This window comes from Nocardioides sp. ChNu-153 (assembly GCF_030466625.1).
In the GTDB taxonomy this organism is placed as follows: Bacteria; Actinomycetota; Actinomycetes; order Propionibacteriales; family Nocardioidaceae; genus Nocardioides.
In genome coordinates, this window is the sequence record NZ_JADEVT010000010.1 from 107700 (window position 1) to 124251 (window position 16552).

Here is a 16552-nt window from a genome sequence, read left to right on the forward strand (position 1 = left end):
TCCCGAGGTGTCCGGCGCCCCGATCGCGCCGGCGTGCTGTCGAATCTAACGAGACTCGCGGGGCGCGGCTACCCGTCGCACGGGCGCCTGTGGACGAAGGCGTCGATCAGCGGAGCCGCGCCCACGCGGTGCAGGACGAGGCGTGGCGATCGACTTCGCTGCGCAGGGAGCACGCCACCGGGCGTCGTGTCGACGGGCTGTGCGGGGGTCTGCTGAGCAGACGTGGCGCAGCAAACCTCCGCGCAGGTGAATACGGGTGGTCAGTCGGTGAGGATGGGTGTGGCTTCGTCGACCTGGAGGGGCACGGGTGCGCTGGGCATGGTGACGGTGCCGGCGACATCGAGCCAGGGGCCGCCGTTGACGCGGTAGCGGGCGGACCAGGTGGTGGTGACGGTGACCTGGTAGCTACCGGTCTGCTGGTACCGGTGGGTGACCTCAAGGTCGGGGTAGGGCGCGCCGGGGGTGCTGGTGGTGGCGGTGGTCCCGTCGCCGTAGGCCCAGGTGTACGACGTCGGCGTGATGTCGAGCTCCACGGCTTGGCCCAGGAGGGTGACGGTGGTCGTGAACGGAGCGGCTTCGGTGTAGAAGTTCGTGTCGAAGTTGACCAGGGTTAGGCCGTCGGGGGGCTGGATCGTCAGGACGGTCTCAGGCAACGGCACGGACTGGAACGCCTGCAGGACGAGTGCCGGGGTGATGACCGGTGCCGCGGCGGCGGGGGCTTCGCACTCGGAGCGGACGGCCGATGCTCCGCCGAGGAGCCAGCCGGCTGGGACGGCGTTCAGCTCGCCGTCCCCACATGCCACCGGCGCGATGCAGGGTGACGCTAGGCCCGCGATGGGTAGGCAGGTGTGCGCGTTGATGTTGTCTGCCCACGCCTGAACGGGGTCTACGACTTCGGGCGCCCGGGCACCGTTGGTTGAGCCTTCTGAGCGGGTTTCGGCGTACGTCTCCCCGCCAGTACCCGCGTCGCCCCATACATCAAAGCTGCCCGCGCCCGATCCGACATCGGTGTCGCGGTCACCAGCCGCCTGCCACGCCGTTCCGAGAATGCACCCTGCAGCGAGTGCTGTGACCCCGAGAGTTCTTGATACGGCGCGAGGGCGCTTCATGACTCTTGCCCGTCCGCCCAGGCCACGTTCCACGATGTTTCGTCGACGCTGGCGAGACCAAACGTGAAGATGCCCGATCGAGTGACCGTGGCGCTTGCCTCAGGGCCGTCGAATACCTCGATGTCCGTGACGATGACTATGTCGGTTCGAGGAGCATCGTCTCCCTGTGGTGCCAGTGCGTCGGGATTGGCAATCTGCCACCTGCCCGGCGGGCCCTCGCCGAATGTCGACTCGATGTGGTCCAGGGCAGCCGCGCAGGCCTCGCAGCCAGTGGACAAGGCGCGCGCTGGGACGGTGTCACCGGTCTGGAAGCTGTAGTTCACCAACTCCACCCAGTGCTCGACGAAGGCGATGGCGGCTGCGTCGTCGTCGCCGGTGGCCTCGTCGGGCAGCGGCGGGGGTGTGGGGGCGGTGCTTGTCGACTCGACCGGCGCGCTCGAGCTGCTGCTCGCGCCGCCGCTGGGGTCGGCGTCGTCGGTCTCGCCGGAGCTGCTGGTGCAGGCGGTGAGGGCCGTCGTACCGGCCAGGGTGCAGGCGATCAGGCGTCGTCGCAGGCGCATGGATCCTCCCGAGAGGTGTCCGGCGCCCCGATCGCGCCGGCGTGCTGTCGAATCTAACGAGACTCGTGGGGCACGGCTACCCGTCGTACGGGTGCCTGTGGAGAACCGTCAGCGTGCGGCGCGCTTGCCGCCGCTGGGCCGCGGGGGACTCTCGGGGGCGGTCGGCGCCGCCGGGCCGCCGAGCGTGCGCAGGGCTGCCGCGCCCAGCAGCAGCGCGATGAAGAGACACGCGATGGCGCCCAGCGAGGCCAGCGCCACGAACCACCAGGCAGCGCCCTCGCCGGCGCGCGCGGTGGCCCCGAAGTCGATGGCCACCCAGACGAGGTAGCCCCACGCGACGACCGTCACCGTGATGCCGAGGGCCAGTGCGGCGAGGCGGCCGCGGGGGCGGGGCGCAGCGGTGGACTCCCGTCGCGAACCCGCTCTCTTCCCTCCCCGCACCGCTCCATCATGTCCCACCGTCCCCAACCCCGCAGGCGGTTCGCCGGACCCCGTCCGCGGGCCTGTGAACGGCTTCGCCGGACCCCGTCCGTGGGGCCGCGACACGCCGTACCGGACGTCTCGCGGGGCGCTGACCTGCGGGTTCGCCGACTGGTCCGGACGGGTGTCGGGAGACACGCCGATCCGCTTGCACCTCTAGGGGACCGCGCGTACGGTTACCCCCACATCTAGTACTTACAGCCGTGTAGTTATCCACATCTAGTTCACAGGCCCGGGTCTGGATACCCACACGAAGTGCAGATCCATCCACAGGTAGACCCCGTTCCATACACACCCCCGCGCCCGAGAGGAGCTTCGTCGTGCACTGCCCGTTCTGCCGCAACAGCGACACGAAGGTCCTCGACTCGCGGGTCGCGGAGGACGGCGCCTCGATCCGTCGCCGGCGCGCGTGCCTCGGGTGCGAGCAGCGATTCACGACGGTCGAGCAGATGCAGCTGACCGTGGTCAAGCGCTCGGGCGCCTCCGAGCCGTTCAACCGCGAGAAGGCGATCGCCGGCGTGCGGAAGGCCTGCAAGGGCCGCCCCGTGAGCACCGACGAGCTCGCCTGCCTCGGTCAGCAGGTCGAGGACGCCCTGCGTGCCTCCGGCTCGGCGGAGTTCCCGGCCCACCAGGTCGGGCTCGCGATCCTCGGCCCGCTCCGCGAGCTGGACGAGGTGGCCTACCTGCGCTTCGCCAGCGTCTACCGCTCGTTCGAGTCCGCCGCCGACTTCGAGGCCGAGATCGCCCTGCTGCGCCTCGACCGGGAGGCCGCGGCGGCCGCCGAGGGGAGCGACACGAAGAGTGTCGGTGCCCCCGGTCAGCATCGTGAACGGGCCACGTCAGCCACCTCCGGCTGACCACCAGACCGCCCGGCGCGTCGTGGGGAAGCGGCGTGCCGGGCGCACCACTCCTTCCTCCGCAGCAGCACCCATCTACACCGCAGCAGCACCCAGCAACCGGAACACCCGTCGTCGCGGCCTTGTTGTGCAGAAGGCCTCTCCGGCCCGCGACGGCGACCCCAGAACGACACCACGCAGCGACCGAGAGTGACGAGGAGATTCCATGACGGAGACGGTGAGCGGCCCCGGAGCAGCGGGCGCCGCAGGTCGGTCGAACGGCTCGACGGGCCTCACCATCGACCGGGTGTTCAGCAGCGGTGTGCACCCGTACGACGAGATCACCTGGGAGCGTCGGGACGTCGTCCAGACGAACTGGAAGACCGGCGCGACCGTCTTCGAGCAGCGCGGGGTCGAGTTCCCCGACTTCTGGTCGGTCAACGCCTCCACCATCGTCACGTCGAAGTACTTCCGCGGCGCCGTCGGCACCGACGCCCGCGAGTGGAGCCTCAAGCAGCTCGTCGACCGCGTCGTGAAGACCTACGTGAAGGCCGGCGTGGAGCACGGCTACTTCGCGTCCGAGGCCGACGCCGAGGTCTTCGAGCACGAGCTCACCTGGCTGCTGGTGCACCAGTACTTCTCGTTCAACTCGCCCGTGTGGTTCAACGTGGGCACCCCGTCGCCGCAGCAGGTCTCGGCCTGCTTCATCCTGTCGGTCGACGACTCGATGGACTCGATCCTCAACTGGTACAAGGAGGAGGGGTTCATCTTCAAGGGCGGCTCCGGCGCCGGCCTCAACCTCTCCCGCATCCGCTCGAGCAAGGAGCTGCTGTCCAGCGGCGGTACGGCGAGCGGCCCGGTCTCCTTCATGCGCGGCGCCGACGCGTCCGCGGGCACCATCAAGTCGGGCGGCGCCACGCGTCGTGCGGCCAAGATGGTCGTCCTCGACGTCGACCACCCGGACATCGAGGAGTTCGTGGCGACGAAGGCGCGCGAGGAGGACAAGATCCGCGCCCTGCGCGACGCCGGGTTCGACATGGACCTCGGCGGCAACGACATCACCTCGGTGCAGTACCAGAACGCCAACAACTCGGTCCGCGTCAGCGACGAGTTCATGCGCGCCGTCGAGGACGGCACCGAGTTCGGCCTGCGCGCCCGCCAGACCGGCGAGGTCATCGAGACCGTCGACGCCCGCGACCTGTTCCACAAGATCGCGAAGGCCGCGTGGGAGTGCGCCGACCCGGGCCTGCAGTACGACGACACGATCAACGACTGGCACACCAACCCCGAGACGGGCCGCATCACCGCGTCCAACCCCTGCTCGGAGTACATGTCGCTCGACAACTCGTCGTGCAACCTGGCGTCGCTCAACCTGCTGAAGTTCCTGCGCGACGACGACACCTTCGACGGCGAGCTGTTCGCGAAGGCCGTCGAGGTCATCATCACAGCGATGGACATCTCCATCTGCTTCGCCGACTTCCCGACCGAGCCCATCGGCGAGACGACCCGCAACTACCGCCAGCTGGGCATCGGCTACGCCAACCTCGGCGCGCTGCTCATGGCCATGGGCCTGGGCTACGACTCCGACGGTGGCCGCGCGATGGCGGCGACCATCACGTCGCTCATGACCGGCACGTCCTACAAGCGCTCCGCCGAGCTCGCCGCGATCGTGGGCCCCTACAACGGCTACGCCCGCAACGCCGAGGCGCACCAGCGCGTCATGCGCAAGCACCAGGCCGCCAACGACGTGGTCCGCACGCTGCACACCAACGACACCGCGGTGCACCGCCTCGCGACCAAGGCGTGGGCCGACGTCGTCGAGCTGGGCAAGGTCAACGGCTTCCGCAACGCGCAGGCCTCCGTGCTCGCGCCCACCGGCACCATCGGCTTCATGATGGACTGCGACACCACCGGCATCGAGCCCGACTTCTCGCTCGTGAAGTTCAAGAAGCTCGTCGGCGGCGGCTCCATGCAGATCGTCAACCAGACCATCCCGCGCGCCCTGAAGAAGCTGGGCTACCAGCCGGAGCAGGTCGAGGCGATCGTCGCCTACATCGCCGAGCACGGTCACGTCATCGACGCCCCGGGCCTGCGCCAGGAGCACTACGAGATCTTCGACACCGCCATGGGCGCCCGCTCCCTCAAGCCCATGGGCCACGTGCGGATGATGGCCGCGGCGCAGCCGTTCCTCTCCGGCGCGATCAGCAAGACGGTCAACCTGCCGGAGACGGCGACCGTCGAGGAGATCGAGGACGTCTACCTGCAGTCGTGGAAGCTCGGCCTCAAGGCCACCGCGATCTACCGCGACAACTGCAAGGTGGGCCAGCCGCTCTCCGACGGTGGCGGCAAGGCCAAGAAGGACGCCGCGGACGCGGCCGACGCCGCTGCGGCCCAGGTCGTCGAGAAGGTCGTGGAGAAGGTCGTCTACGCCCCCACCCGCAAGCGCCTCCCGAAGTCCCGCGTCTCGCGCACCACGTCCTTCACGGTCGGCGGCGCCGAGGGCTACATGACCTCGGGTGCCCACGAGGACGGCGAGCTCGGCGAGATCTTCCTCAAGCTCGGCAAGCAGGGCTCGACCCTGGCCGGCGTGATGGACGCGTTCTCGATCGCCGTCTCCATCGGCCTGCAGTACGGCGTGCCGCTCGAGACCTACGTCTCGAAGTTCACCAACCTGCGCTTCGAGCCCGCCGGTCTGACCGACGACCCCGACGTGCGGATGAGCCAGTCGATCATGGACTACATCTTCCGCCGCCTGGCGCTCGACTACCTGCCCTTCGACGAGCGTGCCGGTCTCGGCATCTACTCGGCCGAGGAGCGTCAGCGCCACCTCGAGACGGGCTCCTACGAGCCCGTCGAGGAGACCGGCTCCGCGTCCGAGCTGCTCGAGGCCCCGGCCATCGAGATCAAGCCCGCCGCGGAGGAGGAGAAGGTCGCCGAGGCGCCCGTCGTGACGTCGGCCGCCAAGGAGGCGCACACCTCCGCCGAGCTGCTCGAGAAGATCACGGGTACGGCGGTCGACTCGCCGCTGTGCTTTACCTGCGGCACCAAGATGCGCCCCGCCGGTTCCTGCTACGTCTGCGAGGGCTGCGGCAGCACCAGCGGCTGCAGCTGACCCGGCAGCGTCACGGAGGGCCGTCACCCCACGGGGTGGCGGCCCTCCGCCGTACCCGGCCTGGATCAGCATGACGCCCCCGGCCACTCACCGCCCCAGCCGTTCCCGCCACAGCCGCACGACCTCGTCGGCGGCCGCCGCCATGTCGGCGTGCTCCCAGGTAGCGCCGCACGACCCACCCGGCGGCCTCGATCTCCGCGTCGGTGTCGCGGTCCCGGGCCGTGTTGTTCGCGATCTTCCACGCCCACCAGTCGGCGTTGCTGCGCGGCAGGTGGAAGTGCTCCGGGCACCCGTGCCAGAAGCAACCGTCGACGTAGACGGCGATGCGGGCGCGGGTGAGGGCCACGTCGATGGTGCGCCTCCGGTTGCCCGGAACCTTCTGCTGCAGTCGGAAGCGCAGCCCACGACGGTGCAGCGCCCGCCGGAGCTCGACCTCGGGCGCCGTGTCACGCCGGGCGAGCGTCGACATCTTGGCCGACAACGCGCCCCCTGGCGCGACCCGCCCGGGCTCCGGGGCGCGGGGTGCGGTCACGACGCCATCCTGCGGCCGCCACCCCCGGTTCGCCCCACCCTCAGCGACCGCCCGCAGCGCCCTCGGCCGCCCGCCCGCACCGCTCGCCGAGCTCCCGGAACGCCTCGACGAGCTCGGGCGGTCCGACCACCTCGAGGTCGGCGTCGTACCGCAGCAACGACGCTGCGAGCGCCGGCCACGACCACGCGCCCTGGATGAGTCGAGTACGCCGTACCCCCACGGCCTCCACCACCCCGTCGCCGGCGAACGGCGCGACCCGGCCCACGGGCAGGTCGACCACCACCTCGCCCGTGCACGGCCAGGCGACGCCGCCCGCGGCCGCCCCACGGAACCGCCCCACGACGTACGTCGCGACGTCGACACCGCCCGGCAGCTCCCGCGGCGCGAACCGCGGGCCGTTCGGCACCCGCGGCGTGATCCGGTCCGCCCGGAACGTCCGCCACTCGGCGCCGTCGAGGTCCCAGCCGACGAGGTACCACCGGCCCCGCCACGTCACCAGGTGGTGCGGCTCGGCCCGCCGCGGCCCCGCGTCGGGCTCGCCCGCGGCTCCGCCCGCCGCGCCAGCCGCCGACACGTAGTCGAACCGCAGCACCTCCCGGGCGTGCACCGCCGCGCCCAGCGCCACCAGCACCGCCCCGTCCACCTCGGCCCGGGCCGAACCACTGCCGGGCGGCATGCCCACCACCTCCAGCGGCAGGGCGTCGAGCCGGTGCCGCAGCCGCCCGGGCAGCACCTGACGCACGGAGGTGAGGGCCCGCAGCGCGGCCTCGCCCACCGCCGTACCGAGCCCGGAACCGCCCCGCGCCACCACCTGCAGCGCGACAGCCAGCGCGACCGCCTGGTCGTCGTCGAAGAGCAGCGGCGGCAGGTCGGAGCCGGCGTCGAGGCGGTAGCCGCCGTCGGGTCCCTTCGTCGCCGTGATGCGGTAGCCGAGCTCCCGCAGCCGGTCCACGTCGCGCCGCACCGTCCGCCCGCTCACCTCCAGGCGGTCCGCGAGCACCTCGCCCGGCCAGTCCCGCCGCGACTGCAACAGCGACAGCAGGGCGAGCAGGCGCGAGGAGGTCGTGGACACGGCCCCAGGATGCCGGAAGAACAGGACACTTCCTGACCTCTACCCAGGCCACGGTGGTCTCGAGGCGGTCACCCGGACCGCACCAGCAGAGGAGCACCCGTGAGCATCACCACCGTCACCCACGTCAACCTGCGCGGCACCGCCCGGGAGGCGCTGGCCTTCTACCGGTCCGTCTTCGGCGGCGAGCAGACCGTCGTCACCTACGGCGACGCCGGCCAGGCCGGCGACCCCGCAGGCGCCGACGAGGTCATGTGGGGCCAGGTCGTCTCGGCCGACGGCTTCCACGTCATGGCCTACGACGTGCCCGCCGACCGCCCGCACGCCGCGGGCATCGCGCCGTACTTCGTCTCCGTGCGCGGCGCCGACGCCGACGAGATCACCCGCTACTGGGACGCGCTGACCGCCGACGGCACCGGCACCACTGTCGTCGTGCCGCTGGGGCCCGCCGGTTGGGCGCCGCTCTACGGCATGGCCACCGACCGGTTCGGCGTCACCGGGTGCTCGACGTCGCGGTCCCGTACGCCGGCTGAGCCCCGGGCCACGCACGAGGGGGCGGCCCGGCGGGGAGCCGGGCCGCCCACACCCCCGACGTACCGTCGAGGAGGACCGGATCGATCCGGCCCCGCCCGGCGGAGCCTCGGCACGAAGGGGAGATGACTGCATGACGCACGACCACGACACCCAGGACGACGTCGCCAAGGTCGCGGAGCTCGTCGACCAGGCGCGCATCGCGATGCTGACGACCATGACGTCGGAGGGCCGCCACGTCAGCCGCCCGATGGCGCTGCAGGACGTCGAGTTCGACGGCGACCTCTGGTTCTTCACCTACGACGACTCGCCCAAGGCGGCCGAGGTGCGCACGCACCCGCAGGTCAACGTCTCGTTCTCCGACGACAAGCACAACGCCTGGACGTCGATCTCGGGTGCCGCCGAGCTCGTCCACGACCGGGCCAAGGCCGAGGAGCTGTGGGCCGCGCCGCTCGAGGTCTGGTTCCCCGAGGGTCTCGACACGCCCAACCTCGCGCTCATCAAGGTGCACGTCGAGACGGCCGAGTACTGGGGGGCCTCGCAGTCCCGGGTCAAGCGGCTCATCGGCGGCGTGCGCGCCGCCGTCACCGGTGACCCCGGCAAGTTCCCCTCCACCAACGAGACCGCGCGGCTGGACGCCTGATGAGCGGCCGGTTCACGCCCACCCGCCTGGTCTCGGCGGCCACCGCCGGGTACGGCGTCTTCGCCCTCGCCCGCCCGCAGCACCTGCCCGACGCCCTCGGCATCACGGGCACGGAGCGGGCGAGCTACCTCGGGCTCGCGAAGACGTACGGCGTCCGCGACGTCCTCGTCAGCCTCACCGGCGTGCTCGGGTCGAGGAAGGCCGGCCGCGTCAGCCTCGGGCTGCGCATCGCCTCCGACCTCACCGACTGCGCCCTGCTGCTGCAGAAGCTCGACGACCCTGCCGCGCAGCGCAAGACGGCTGCCGCCACGATCGGGTGGGCGCTGCTCAACACCGCGGTGCTCGTCGCGGACCTCAAGGACGACTGACCGGCGGCGCACACCGGCGCGGGCCCCCGTCGTACCGTTCCCGCCTCAGCGGAGCGGCGCGGCGGGGGCTTCCTGCTGCTCGGGCTCGTCGACCACGAGGTGGCGCAGGGCCAGGCCGGCGGCGAAGCCGAGCGGGAACATGATGACGCCGTAGACGGCGGCCGGCACGGCCAGCTTCTCGTTGTCGAGCACGCTCACCGCGACCGTGATGGCCAGCGTGCTGTTGTGGATGCCCACCTCGAAGGCCGACGACATCGCCTGCCGGGCGCCGACGCCGGCGGCGCGGGGCACGACGTACCCCAGCAGCAGGCTGCCGACGCAGAACAGCGTGGTCACGAGCCCGACGTCCGCGAGGTAGTCGCCGATGTCCTCGCGCTCCGCGAGCAGGGCGCCCACCACGACCAGCGCGAGCACGACCGCCGAGGCGATGCGCACGGGCTTGTCGGCCCGGGCGGCGAACCCGGGGGAGGAGCGTCGCACCGCCATGCCGATCGCCACGGGCACCAGCACGATCGCGAAGACCTGCAGCGACTTGCCGAACTGCAGGCCGATGTCGCCGGCGCCCGAGGGGTCGAAGTAGCCGATCGCCAGGTTGACCACGAGCGGCAGGCTGACCACGGCGATGACCGAGTTCACCGCCGTCAGGGTCACGTTGAGCGCGACGTCGCCGCGGAACAGGTGGCTGAACAGGTTGGCCGTCGTGCCGCCCGGCGACGCGGCCAGCAGCATCATCCCGACCGCCAGCAGGGGGTCGAGGTCGAGCGCCACCACGAGTCCGAAGCACAGCAGCGGCAGCAGCACCAGCTGCGCGGCGAGTGCGACCACGACCGGCTTGGGCTGGCGGCCGATCCGGCGGAAGTCGTCGACGGTCAACGACAGGCCGAGGCCGAACATGATGACGGCGAGCGCGAGCGGCAGGCCCACGGTCAGCAACGAGGTGTCCACGGCTCCTCCTGGGGACGGGTGGGCTGACTGTGACACGGATCACCCCGCCTGTCCCGCTCTTCGCCCGGCTGGCCGGTGCGGGGCGCCGTGCCAGACTCGCCCCGTGGAGCCGCACCCCGCGCCCGACGCCGTCACCGACCCGGCCGCCGACTGGCCGCCCCACGGCACCGAGCGGCGACCGTGGCGGTCGCAGTCGGGCCGCGGCCCCCGGGCCGACCGCGACGTCCGTTCGATCGACGTGCGGCTCCCGCCCCGCATCGCGGACGAGGTCTACGAGCCGAGCCGCGCGCTGCGCACCCACCTCGCGACGGCCCTCGACGGGTTGGTGCGCCTCGACCAGGTGCACGGGCGCAACCTCGGCGCGCTCAACCAGCTGCTCCTGCGCACCGAGTCCATCGCCTCCTCCAAGATCGAGGACGTCGAGGCGAGCCTGTCCGACTACGGCAAGGCCCTCGTCGGGCAGCGGGCCAACGCCTCGGCGGTGTCGATGGCGGCGGCGACCGAGGCGCTGTCGGGGATGGTGGTGCGCGTCGGTACGGCGGGCGAGCTCACCGCCGACGGGCTGCGCCGGGCCCACCACGACCTGTTCCGCCGCCACCCCGACCACGCCCGCAACGCGGGCACGGTCCGCGACCGGCAGAACTGGATCGGCGGCAGCGACTACTCGCCCCGCAACGCCCTCTTCGTCCCGCCCCCGCCGGAGACGATCGACGACTACCTGGCGGACCTGTTCGCGTTCGCGAACCGGGACGACGTGCTGCCGCTCGCGCAGGCCGCGATCGTGCACGCCCAGTTCGAGTCGATCCACCCCTTCGTCGACGGCAACGGTCGCATCGGTCGCACCCTCATCCACGCGGTCCTGCGGCGCCGCGGCGTGACCCGCAACCTCACGGTGCCCATCGCCTCGGGGCTCACGGCCCACCGCGAGCGCTACTTCGAGGCGCTCGGCGACTACCGCCGCGGCCGCGCCGCCACGATCATCGGCCTGCTCGCGTCGGCGACCATGTGGGCCACCCACGAGGCCCGCCGCACGGTCACAAGCCTCCAGGTGGTGCACGACGACTGGAGCGAGCGGCTCGACCACCCCGAGCCGGGTACGCCGCTCGCCCGGTCCCTGCGCGTGCTCATGGCCGAGCCGATCGTGACGCCGGGCGTCGTCGCGGCCCGCCTGGGGATCGACGACGTCGCGGTCGAGGAGGTGCTGCGCCGGCTCCACGCCGCGGACGTGCTCGCGCCGCTGACGCCGCGGCGGACCGACCGGGTGTGGGGTGCCCACGAGGTGCTGGACGAGGTCCGCGACCTCAACACCCGCATCGAGTCGCTCAGCCTCCGCGACGCCGGGGACCGGCGCGACGGGCCCGTCTGGGCGCGGGCGTGGGGTCGCTGAGCCATATTGTGATGGTGACAATTACTCGAGTAGCCTCCGTCTCGACGCACGCGACGGGACGGGGGACGGCATGAGCGGGACGTGGACCGACGACCAGGTCGACCGGGGGGTCGGCGTGCTCCTCGCGAGTGCGGCGGGCGACGCGCTGGGTGCCGGCTACGAGTTCGGGTCGGCGCCGTTGCCGCCCGTGTGCACCGCCCCCCGGATGATCGGCGGCGGGCTCGGCGGCTTCGCCCCCGGGGAGTGGACCGACGACACCGCGCAGGCCTTCGCGATCGCCGAGGTCGCGGCCACCGGCGCCGACCTGCGCTCCGAGCCCGCACTCGACGCGGTGGCCCAGCGGTTCGCGGACTGGTTCGCGGCCGGGCCGGCCGACGTCGGCATCCAGACGAGCGCCGTGCTGTCCATCGCCGGCGCGACGACCACCGCGCCGGCGATGCGCGCCGCCGCCGCCCAGGTGCACGCCCGCACCGGCCGGTCGGCCGGCAACGGCTCCCTCATGCGCACCGCCCCGGTCGCCCTCGCCCACCTCGACGACCCCGCGGCGCTCGTCAAGGCGGCCCACGCCGTCAGCGCGCTGACCCACCACGACCCGCTCGCGGGCGAGGCGGCCGCGACGTGGTGCCTGATGGTGCGCCACGCGGTCCTCACCGGCACGTACGACGGGGCGCGCGACCAGCTCGCCCACCTGCCGCCCGCGGCGCGCGACCGCTGGTCGAGCATGCTCGACGAGGCAGAGGGCCGCCCGCCGTCGACCTTCACCGAGAACACCTGGGCCGGGGGCGCGCTGCAGGCCGCGTGGTCGGCGATCGTCCACACCCCGGTGCCGGACGGGGCCCCGGCCGCGCACCTGCAGGACGCCCTGGCCACCGCGATCCGCATCGGCAACGACACCGACACGGTCGCGGCGATCGCCGGTGCCCTGCTCGGCGCGCGGTGGGGGGCGTCCGCCGTACCGCGGGAGTGGTCCGAGCCGCTCCACGGCTGGCCCGGCCGGGCGGCCGGCGGGGACGCCCGGGGCCTGGTCGCGCTGGCGACGTCGGCGCTCCGGGGTGGAGCGGCCGGGCACGGGGCGACGCCGTGAGCGACGACGCGCGGGGGGCCGCGCTCGCGGCGCTCGGGCCCGAGGTCATGCGCCTCGCCGCGCGCCGGTCGACGTCGTACGAGGGGTCGGTGCTCGACCAGTCGGCGTTCCGGATCCTGTGGCGGCTGGTCGAGGACGGGCCCAAGTCCCTGACCGACCTCGCCGACGAGCTGCAGCTCGAGCGCTCCACGGTCAGCCGGCAGGTCAGCGCCGCCGTCACCCGCGGCCTGGTCGAGCGCACCGCCGACGAGGACCTGCGGGTGCGGACGGTGCGCCCGACGGCCGCCGGCCTCGCGGCCTACCGCAACGACATCGCGCTGCGGGCCGCCGTGTGGGGCGCGGCGGTCGCCGAGCTGGGGGTGGACCGTGCCCGCGCGCTCGCCGCGGAGCTGCGGAGCTTCAACGACGCGCTCGACCGCGCGCACGGGCACGGCGCCCCCGAGGGCTGAGGGTCAGACGGCCTCGGCGGCCTCGCGGTCGACGGAGCCCGCCGGGCCTGCCGAGCCTGCCGAGCCCTCGGGCGCGCGGCGGCGCGGGATGAACGCGGCGATGGCGATGCCGAGGAACGCCGCGACGGCGCCGGCAGCGAAGCACAGCTGGAACGCGCTCTCCGCGGGGATCTCGATGCCGCCGCCCAGGGAGTGGGTGCGGCTCGTGAGGATCGTGCCCATGACGGCGGCCGCGATCGTCGTGCCCATCGAGCGCATGAGCGCGTTCAGCCCGACCGCGGAGGCCGCCTCGCGAGCGGGCGCCGCGTCCAGGATCAGCGTCGGCATGGCCGCGTAGCCGATGCCCACGCCAGCCGAGGAGACGCAGGAGGCGACGAGCAGCTGCCACGGCGCGTCCATCATGAACAGGGCGACCAGGTAGCCCACGCCGAGCACGAACGCGCCGGCCATGAGGGTCTGCTTGGCGCCGACGGTGGTGATGAGGCGGCTCGAGATGGGCGCGAACACCATCATCATCAGGCCGGCGGGAGCCATCCACAGACCCGCCGCGAGGATGCTCTGCCCGAGGCCGTAGCCGGTCATCTCCGGCAGCTGCAGCAGCTGGGGGACGACGATCGACTGCGCCATCATGCCGAACCCGATCGCGACGGCGGCGATGTTCGTCATCAGCACGGGCCTGCGCGACGAGGTCCGCAGGTCGACCAGCGGGTCGTCCTGGCGCAGCTCGTAGGCGCCCCAGGCGAGCAGCACGAGGAGGCCCGCGACGACGGCGCCGATGGTGCGGGCGTCGCCCCAGCCCCAGGTGGTCGCCTTGGAGATGCCGACGAGGAACGAGACGAGACCGACCGCGAGGCCGAGGGCGCCGACCACGTCGAGGCGTCCGGGCTGGGCGTCGTGCACGTGCGGGATCGCCACCCAGGTCAGCACGAGGATGACGGCGGCGAGCACCGTGGCGACCCAGAAGAGGGCGTGCCAGTCACCGACCTGCACGATCCACGCCGACAGGGGCAGGCCGATGGCGCCGCCGACGCCGAGGGTGGCGCTCATCGCGGCCGTCGCGGTCGCGGTCAGGTGGGGAGGCGTGACCTCCCGCATCAGTGAGATGCCGACGGGGATGAACCCCATGGCCAGGCCCTGCAGCGCGCGGCCGACGAGCATCGGCACGAGGCTGTCGGCCAACGCGCAGACGAGCGAGCCCACCACGAGGATCGCTGCGGAGGCCACGAGCACCCGCTGCTTGCCGACGAGGTCGGCGATGCGCCCGGCGACCGGCATCGCCACGCCCCCGGCGAGCAGGGTCACCGTGACGACCCACGCCGCGTTGGACGCGCTCGTGCCCAGCAGCTCGGGGAGCTCGGACTGGATGGGGATGACGAGGGTCTGCGTCAGGGCGGCGGCCAGGCCGCCGACGCAGAGCACGACGACGGCAGCCACGGGGCTGGCGCCGGCCGGGCGGGTGGGTGCGGACACGGGTTGCTCCTCGGGTGGACGACCCGTGCACCCTACACATGCTTGCCGATGGCAACTATCGAGACGGTGTGAGGTCCCGGTCACGCCGTGGTCCGCGACCGGTACGACGCGCCCCGTGCGGCAGACTGGCCCCGGGCCGGAGGTGCCCACCGCCGGCGAGGTGCGCCGGCGTACCCGTCGGAAAGGCTGTCTGGTGTCCACGCACGCGAACGTCCTCGACGATCTGGAGTGGCGCGGTCTCATCGCGAACTCCACCGATCGCGACGCCCTCCACTCCCACCTGGGCTCGGGCAGCGTCCGCTACTACGTGGGCTTCGACCCGACCGCGCCCAGCCTCCACATGGGGCACCTGGTGCAGGTGCTCACCGCCCGCCGGCTCCAGGAGGCGGGGCACACGCCGTACCTGCTGGTGGGCGGGGCGACCGGCCTCATCGGCGACCCGCGCGACTCGGGGGAGCGCACGCTGAACGCGCTCGACACCGTGAAGGAGTGGGTGGACAAGGTCCGGGGCCAACTCGAGCCGTTCCTGTCGTTCGAAGGCCCCAACGCCGCGACGATGGTCAACAACTACGACTGGACCGCGTCGCTGTCGACCATCGACTTCCTGCGCGACATCGGCAAGCACTTCCCGGTCAACCGGATGCTGGCCCGCGACACGGTGCGCCGGCGCCTCGACTCGGGGATCAGCTACACGGAGTTCAGCTACGTGCTCCTGCAGTCGATGGACTTCCTCAACCTCCACCGCGACCACGGGGTGACGCTGCAGTTCGGCGGCTCCGACCAGTGGGGCAACCTCACGGCAGGGGCGGACCTCATCCGGCGGGTGGAGCAGGGCCACGCCCACGCGTTCAGCACCCCGCTGCTGACGAAGTCCGACGGCACGAAGTACGGCAAGACCGAGGGGGGAGCGCTGTGGCTCGACCCCGAGATGCTCTCGCCGTACGCGTTCTACCAGTTCTGGCTCAACGTCGAGGACGCCAAGATCGGTGAGCTCCTGCGGGTGTTCACCTTCCTGAGCCACGACGAGATCACCGACCTCGAGGCCCGCAGCGCGGAGAAGCCGTTCCTGCGCCTGGGCCAGAAGGCCCTCGCCCGCGAGGTGACGTCGCTGGTCCACGGGAGCGAGGAGACCGACCGCATCGAGGCCGCCTCCGCGGCCCTCTTCGGCGGGGGCGACCTGCGCGCGCTCCCGGGTACGACGCTCGCCGCCGCCCTGGTCGAGGCCGGGTCGGTCACGGCGCCGGCGGGGGACGGGCGCCTGGGGGTCGTCGACCTGCTCGTCGAGACCGGGCTCGCGAAGAGCAAGGGGGAGGCGCGCCGCACCATCTCCGAGGGCGGCGCCTACCTGAACAACGAGCGGGTGACCGACGCCGACCTGGTTCCGGGACCCGACGACGCGCTCGACGGCGGATGGCTGGTGCTGCGCCGCGGCAAGAAGAACCTCGCCGGCGTGCAGCTCGTCTGACCCGGCCCCGCTCGACCCGATCGACTCCTCCGTGGGCCCGCTTCGTGCGGGCCCGCGGTCGTTCCCGGGACGGGGGTACGGCGGCCCGCCCCGCCCCGGGCGGGGGTGTCAACCGCCTGTGCGCCACGTCACGCCGCCAGCGTTTGACGGCCTCCACCTCCCGGCGTAATGTTCTTCCTCGTTGCCCGGAACGCGACGGGGAGCAAGACCGAGAGGTCGGGCTTCCGGCGCGGGTGACCACCACAAACTGAGCAGGCCTCGGAAGAGGTTGGAATTGCCGTGTGCGAAACCAGCTGATAATGAGGCTTACGAAGTATGCGGTGAATCGGACGAAAACCCCCGAGTTTGCATCTGGGAAATCATCCGGTAATGTTTCACCTCGCAAGCCCCGAGGGGCCGGAGAGATACCGGTCAAGCGGTGCGCGTGTGATTCTTGAGAACTCAACAGTGTGTCATATAAGTCGACGGATTAGTTTGTTTGTTTTTGCCTCGTCGGCTCGCTGGTGGCTGGT

The 16552-nt window shown here is 72.2% G+C and carries 16 protein-coding genes; 9 read left to right on the forward strand and 7 right to left on the reverse strand.

Going from position 1 to position 16552, the window contains the following annotated elements:
- Positions 1-260 precede the first annotated feature (260 nt).
- From INN71_RS13425 to INN71_RS13435, 3 genes are all read right to left on the reverse strand, one after another.
- Entirely contained in the window at positions 261-803 is a 543-nt protein-coding gene (locus tag INN71_RS13425) for a PKD domain-containing protein (RefSeq protein WP_277497993.1), read from the reverse strand.
- A gap of 302 nt (positions 804-1105) precedes the next feature.
- Complete coding sequence (locus INN71_RS13430) at positions 1106-1669, reverse strand: DUF6318 family protein (protein WP_277497994.1); 564 nt, start codon at positions 1667-1669, stop codon at positions 1106-1108.
- A gap of 108 nt (positions 1670-1777) precedes the next feature.
- Positions 1778-2110: a hypothetical protein gene (locus INN71_RS13435; protein ID WP_277497996.1), complete on the reverse strand. Its 333-nt coding sequence runs from the start codon at positions 2108-2110 to the stop codon at positions 1778-1780.
- A gap of 359 nt (positions 2111-2469) precedes the next feature.
- On the opposite strand from INN71_RS13435, the gene nrdR reads away from it, so the two are divergent.
- The gene (gene nrdR / locus INN71_RS13440) at positions 2470-3006 is read left to right on the forward strand and encodes a transcriptional regulator NrdR (RefSeq protein ID WP_277497998.1); all 537 of its coding nucleotides are present in this window, start codon (positions 2470-2472) and stop codon (positions 3004-3006) included.
- Between the two features lie 205 nt (positions 3007-3211).
- Positions 3212-6097 carry a vitamin B12-dependent ribonucleotide reductase gene (locus INN71_RS13445; RefSeq protein WP_277497999.1) on the forward strand — a complete coding sequence of 962 codons (2886 nt, stop codon included), beginning with the start codon at positions 3212-3214 and terminating at the stop codon, positions 6095-6097.
- 10 nt (positions 6098-6107) lie between these two features.
- Here INN71_RS13445 and INN71_RS13450 read toward each other — a convergent pair whose 3' ends face one another.
- Both INN71_RS13450 and INN71_RS13455 read right to left on the reverse strand, forming a co-directional pair.
- Complete coding sequence (locus INN71_RS13450) at positions 6108-6629, reverse strand: hypothetical protein (RefSeq protein ID WP_277498000.1); 522 nt, start codon at positions 6627-6629, stop codon at positions 6108-6110.
- 40 nt (positions 6630-6669) lie between these two features.
- Positions 6670-7701 carry a YafY family protein gene (locus tag INN71_RS13455; protein WP_277498001.1) on the reverse strand — a complete coding sequence of 344 codons (1032 nt, stop codon included), beginning with the start codon at positions 7699-7701 and terminating at the stop codon, positions 6670-6672.
- 99 nt (positions 7702-7800) lie between these two features.
- Here INN71_RS13455 and INN71_RS13460 point away from each other — a divergent pair, with 99 nt between their 5' ends.
- Genes INN71_RS13460 through INN71_RS13470 form a run of 3 tightly spaced genes read left to right on the forward strand, consistent with a single transcriptional unit; the run spans position 7801 to position 9240 of the window.
- Entirely contained in the window at positions 7801-8358 is a 558-nt protein-coding gene (locus tag INN71_RS13460) for a VOC family protein (RefSeq protein WP_277498002.1), read from the forward strand.
- 4 nt (positions 8359-8362) lie between these two features.
- The gene (locus tag INN71_RS13465) at positions 8363-8872 is read left to right on the forward strand and encodes a pyridoxamine 5'-phosphate oxidase family protein (RefSeq protein ID WP_277498004.1); all 510 of its coding nucleotides are present in this window, start codon (positions 8363-8365) and stop codon (positions 8870-8872) included.
- The gene (locus tag INN71_RS13470; RefSeq protein ID WP_277498006.1) at positions 8872-9240 is read left to right on the forward strand and encodes a hypothetical protein; all 369 of its coding nucleotides are present in this window, start codon (positions 8872-8874) and stop codon (positions 9238-9240) included. The genes INN71_RS13465 and INN71_RS13470 overlap by 1 nt, the downstream gene beginning before the upstream one ends.
- 45 nt (positions 9241-9285) lie before the next feature.
- Here the strand turns inward: INN71_RS13470 and INN71_RS13475 are convergent, their stop codons facing one another.
- Complete coding sequence (locus tag INN71_RS13475; RefSeq protein WP_277498007.1) at positions 9286-10221, reverse strand: bile acid:sodium symporter family protein; 936 nt, start codon at positions 10219-10221, stop codon at positions 9286-9288.
- A gap of 67 nt (positions 10222-10288) precedes the next feature.
- Between INN71_RS13475 and INN71_RS13480 the strand changes: the two genes are divergently transcribed.
- The 3 genes from INN71_RS13480 (at position 10289) to INN71_RS13490 (ending at position 13105) form a co-directional block, all read left to right on the forward strand.
- The gene (locus tag INN71_RS13480; RefSeq protein ID WP_277498009.1) at positions 10289-11572 is read left to right on the forward strand and encodes a Fic family protein; all 1284 of its coding nucleotides are present in this window, start codon (positions 10289-10291) and stop codon (positions 11570-11572) included.
- Positions 11573-11642: 70 nt separating this feature from the next.
- Positions 11643-12656: an ADP-ribosylglycohydrolase family protein gene (locus INN71_RS13485; RefSeq protein WP_277498010.1), complete on the forward strand. Its 1014-nt coding sequence runs from the start codon at positions 11643-11645 to the stop codon at positions 12654-12656.
- Positions 12653-13105 (forward strand): MarR family winged helix-turn-helix transcriptional regulator, encoded by a 453-nt coding sequence (locus tag INN71_RS13490; protein ID WP_277498011.1) that lies wholly within the window; start codon positions 12653-12655, stop codon positions 13103-13105. Before INN71_RS13485 ends, INN71_RS13490 begins: the two co-directional genes overlap by 4 nt.
- 3 nt (positions 13106-13108) lie before the next feature.
- On the opposite strand, the gene INN71_RS13495 is transcribed toward INN71_RS13490, so the two are convergent.
- Complete coding sequence (locus INN71_RS13495) at positions 13109-14575, reverse strand: MFS transporter (RefSeq protein ID WP_277498013.1); 1467 nt, start codon at positions 14573-14575, stop codon at positions 13109-13111.
- A 193-nt stretch (positions 14576-14768) separates the two neighbouring features.
- On the opposite strand from INN71_RS13495, the gene tyrS reads away from it, so the two are divergent.
- Positions 14769-16040 (forward strand): tyrosine--tRNA ligase, encoded by a 1272-nt coding sequence (tyrS, locus tag INN71_RS13500; protein ID WP_277498014.1) that lies wholly within the window; start codon positions 14769-14771, stop codon positions 16038-16040.
- Positions 16041-16552 lie beyond the last annotated feature (512 nt).

Coding starts and splice junctions, on each gene's coding strand:
- INN71_RS13485 (WP_277498010.1), top strand. CDS start 11,643: ATGAGCGGGACGTGGACCGACGACCAGGTCGACCGGGGGGTCGGCGTG.
- INN71_RS13465 (WP_277498004.1), top strand. CDS start 8,363: ATGACGCACGACCACGACACCCAGGACGACGTCGCCAAGGTCGCGGAG.
- INN71_RS13430 (WP_277497994.1), bottom strand. CDS start 1,669: ATGCGCCTGCGACGACGCCTGATCGCCTGCACCCTGGCCGGTACGACG.
- INN71_RS13470 (WP_277498006.1), top strand. CDS start 8,872: ATGAGCGGCCGGTTCACGCCCACCCGCCTGGTCTCGGCGGCCACCGCC.
- INN71_RS13445 (WP_277497999.1), top strand. CDS start 3,212: ATGACGGAGACGGTGAGCGGCCCCGGAGCAGCGGGCGCCGCAGGTCGG.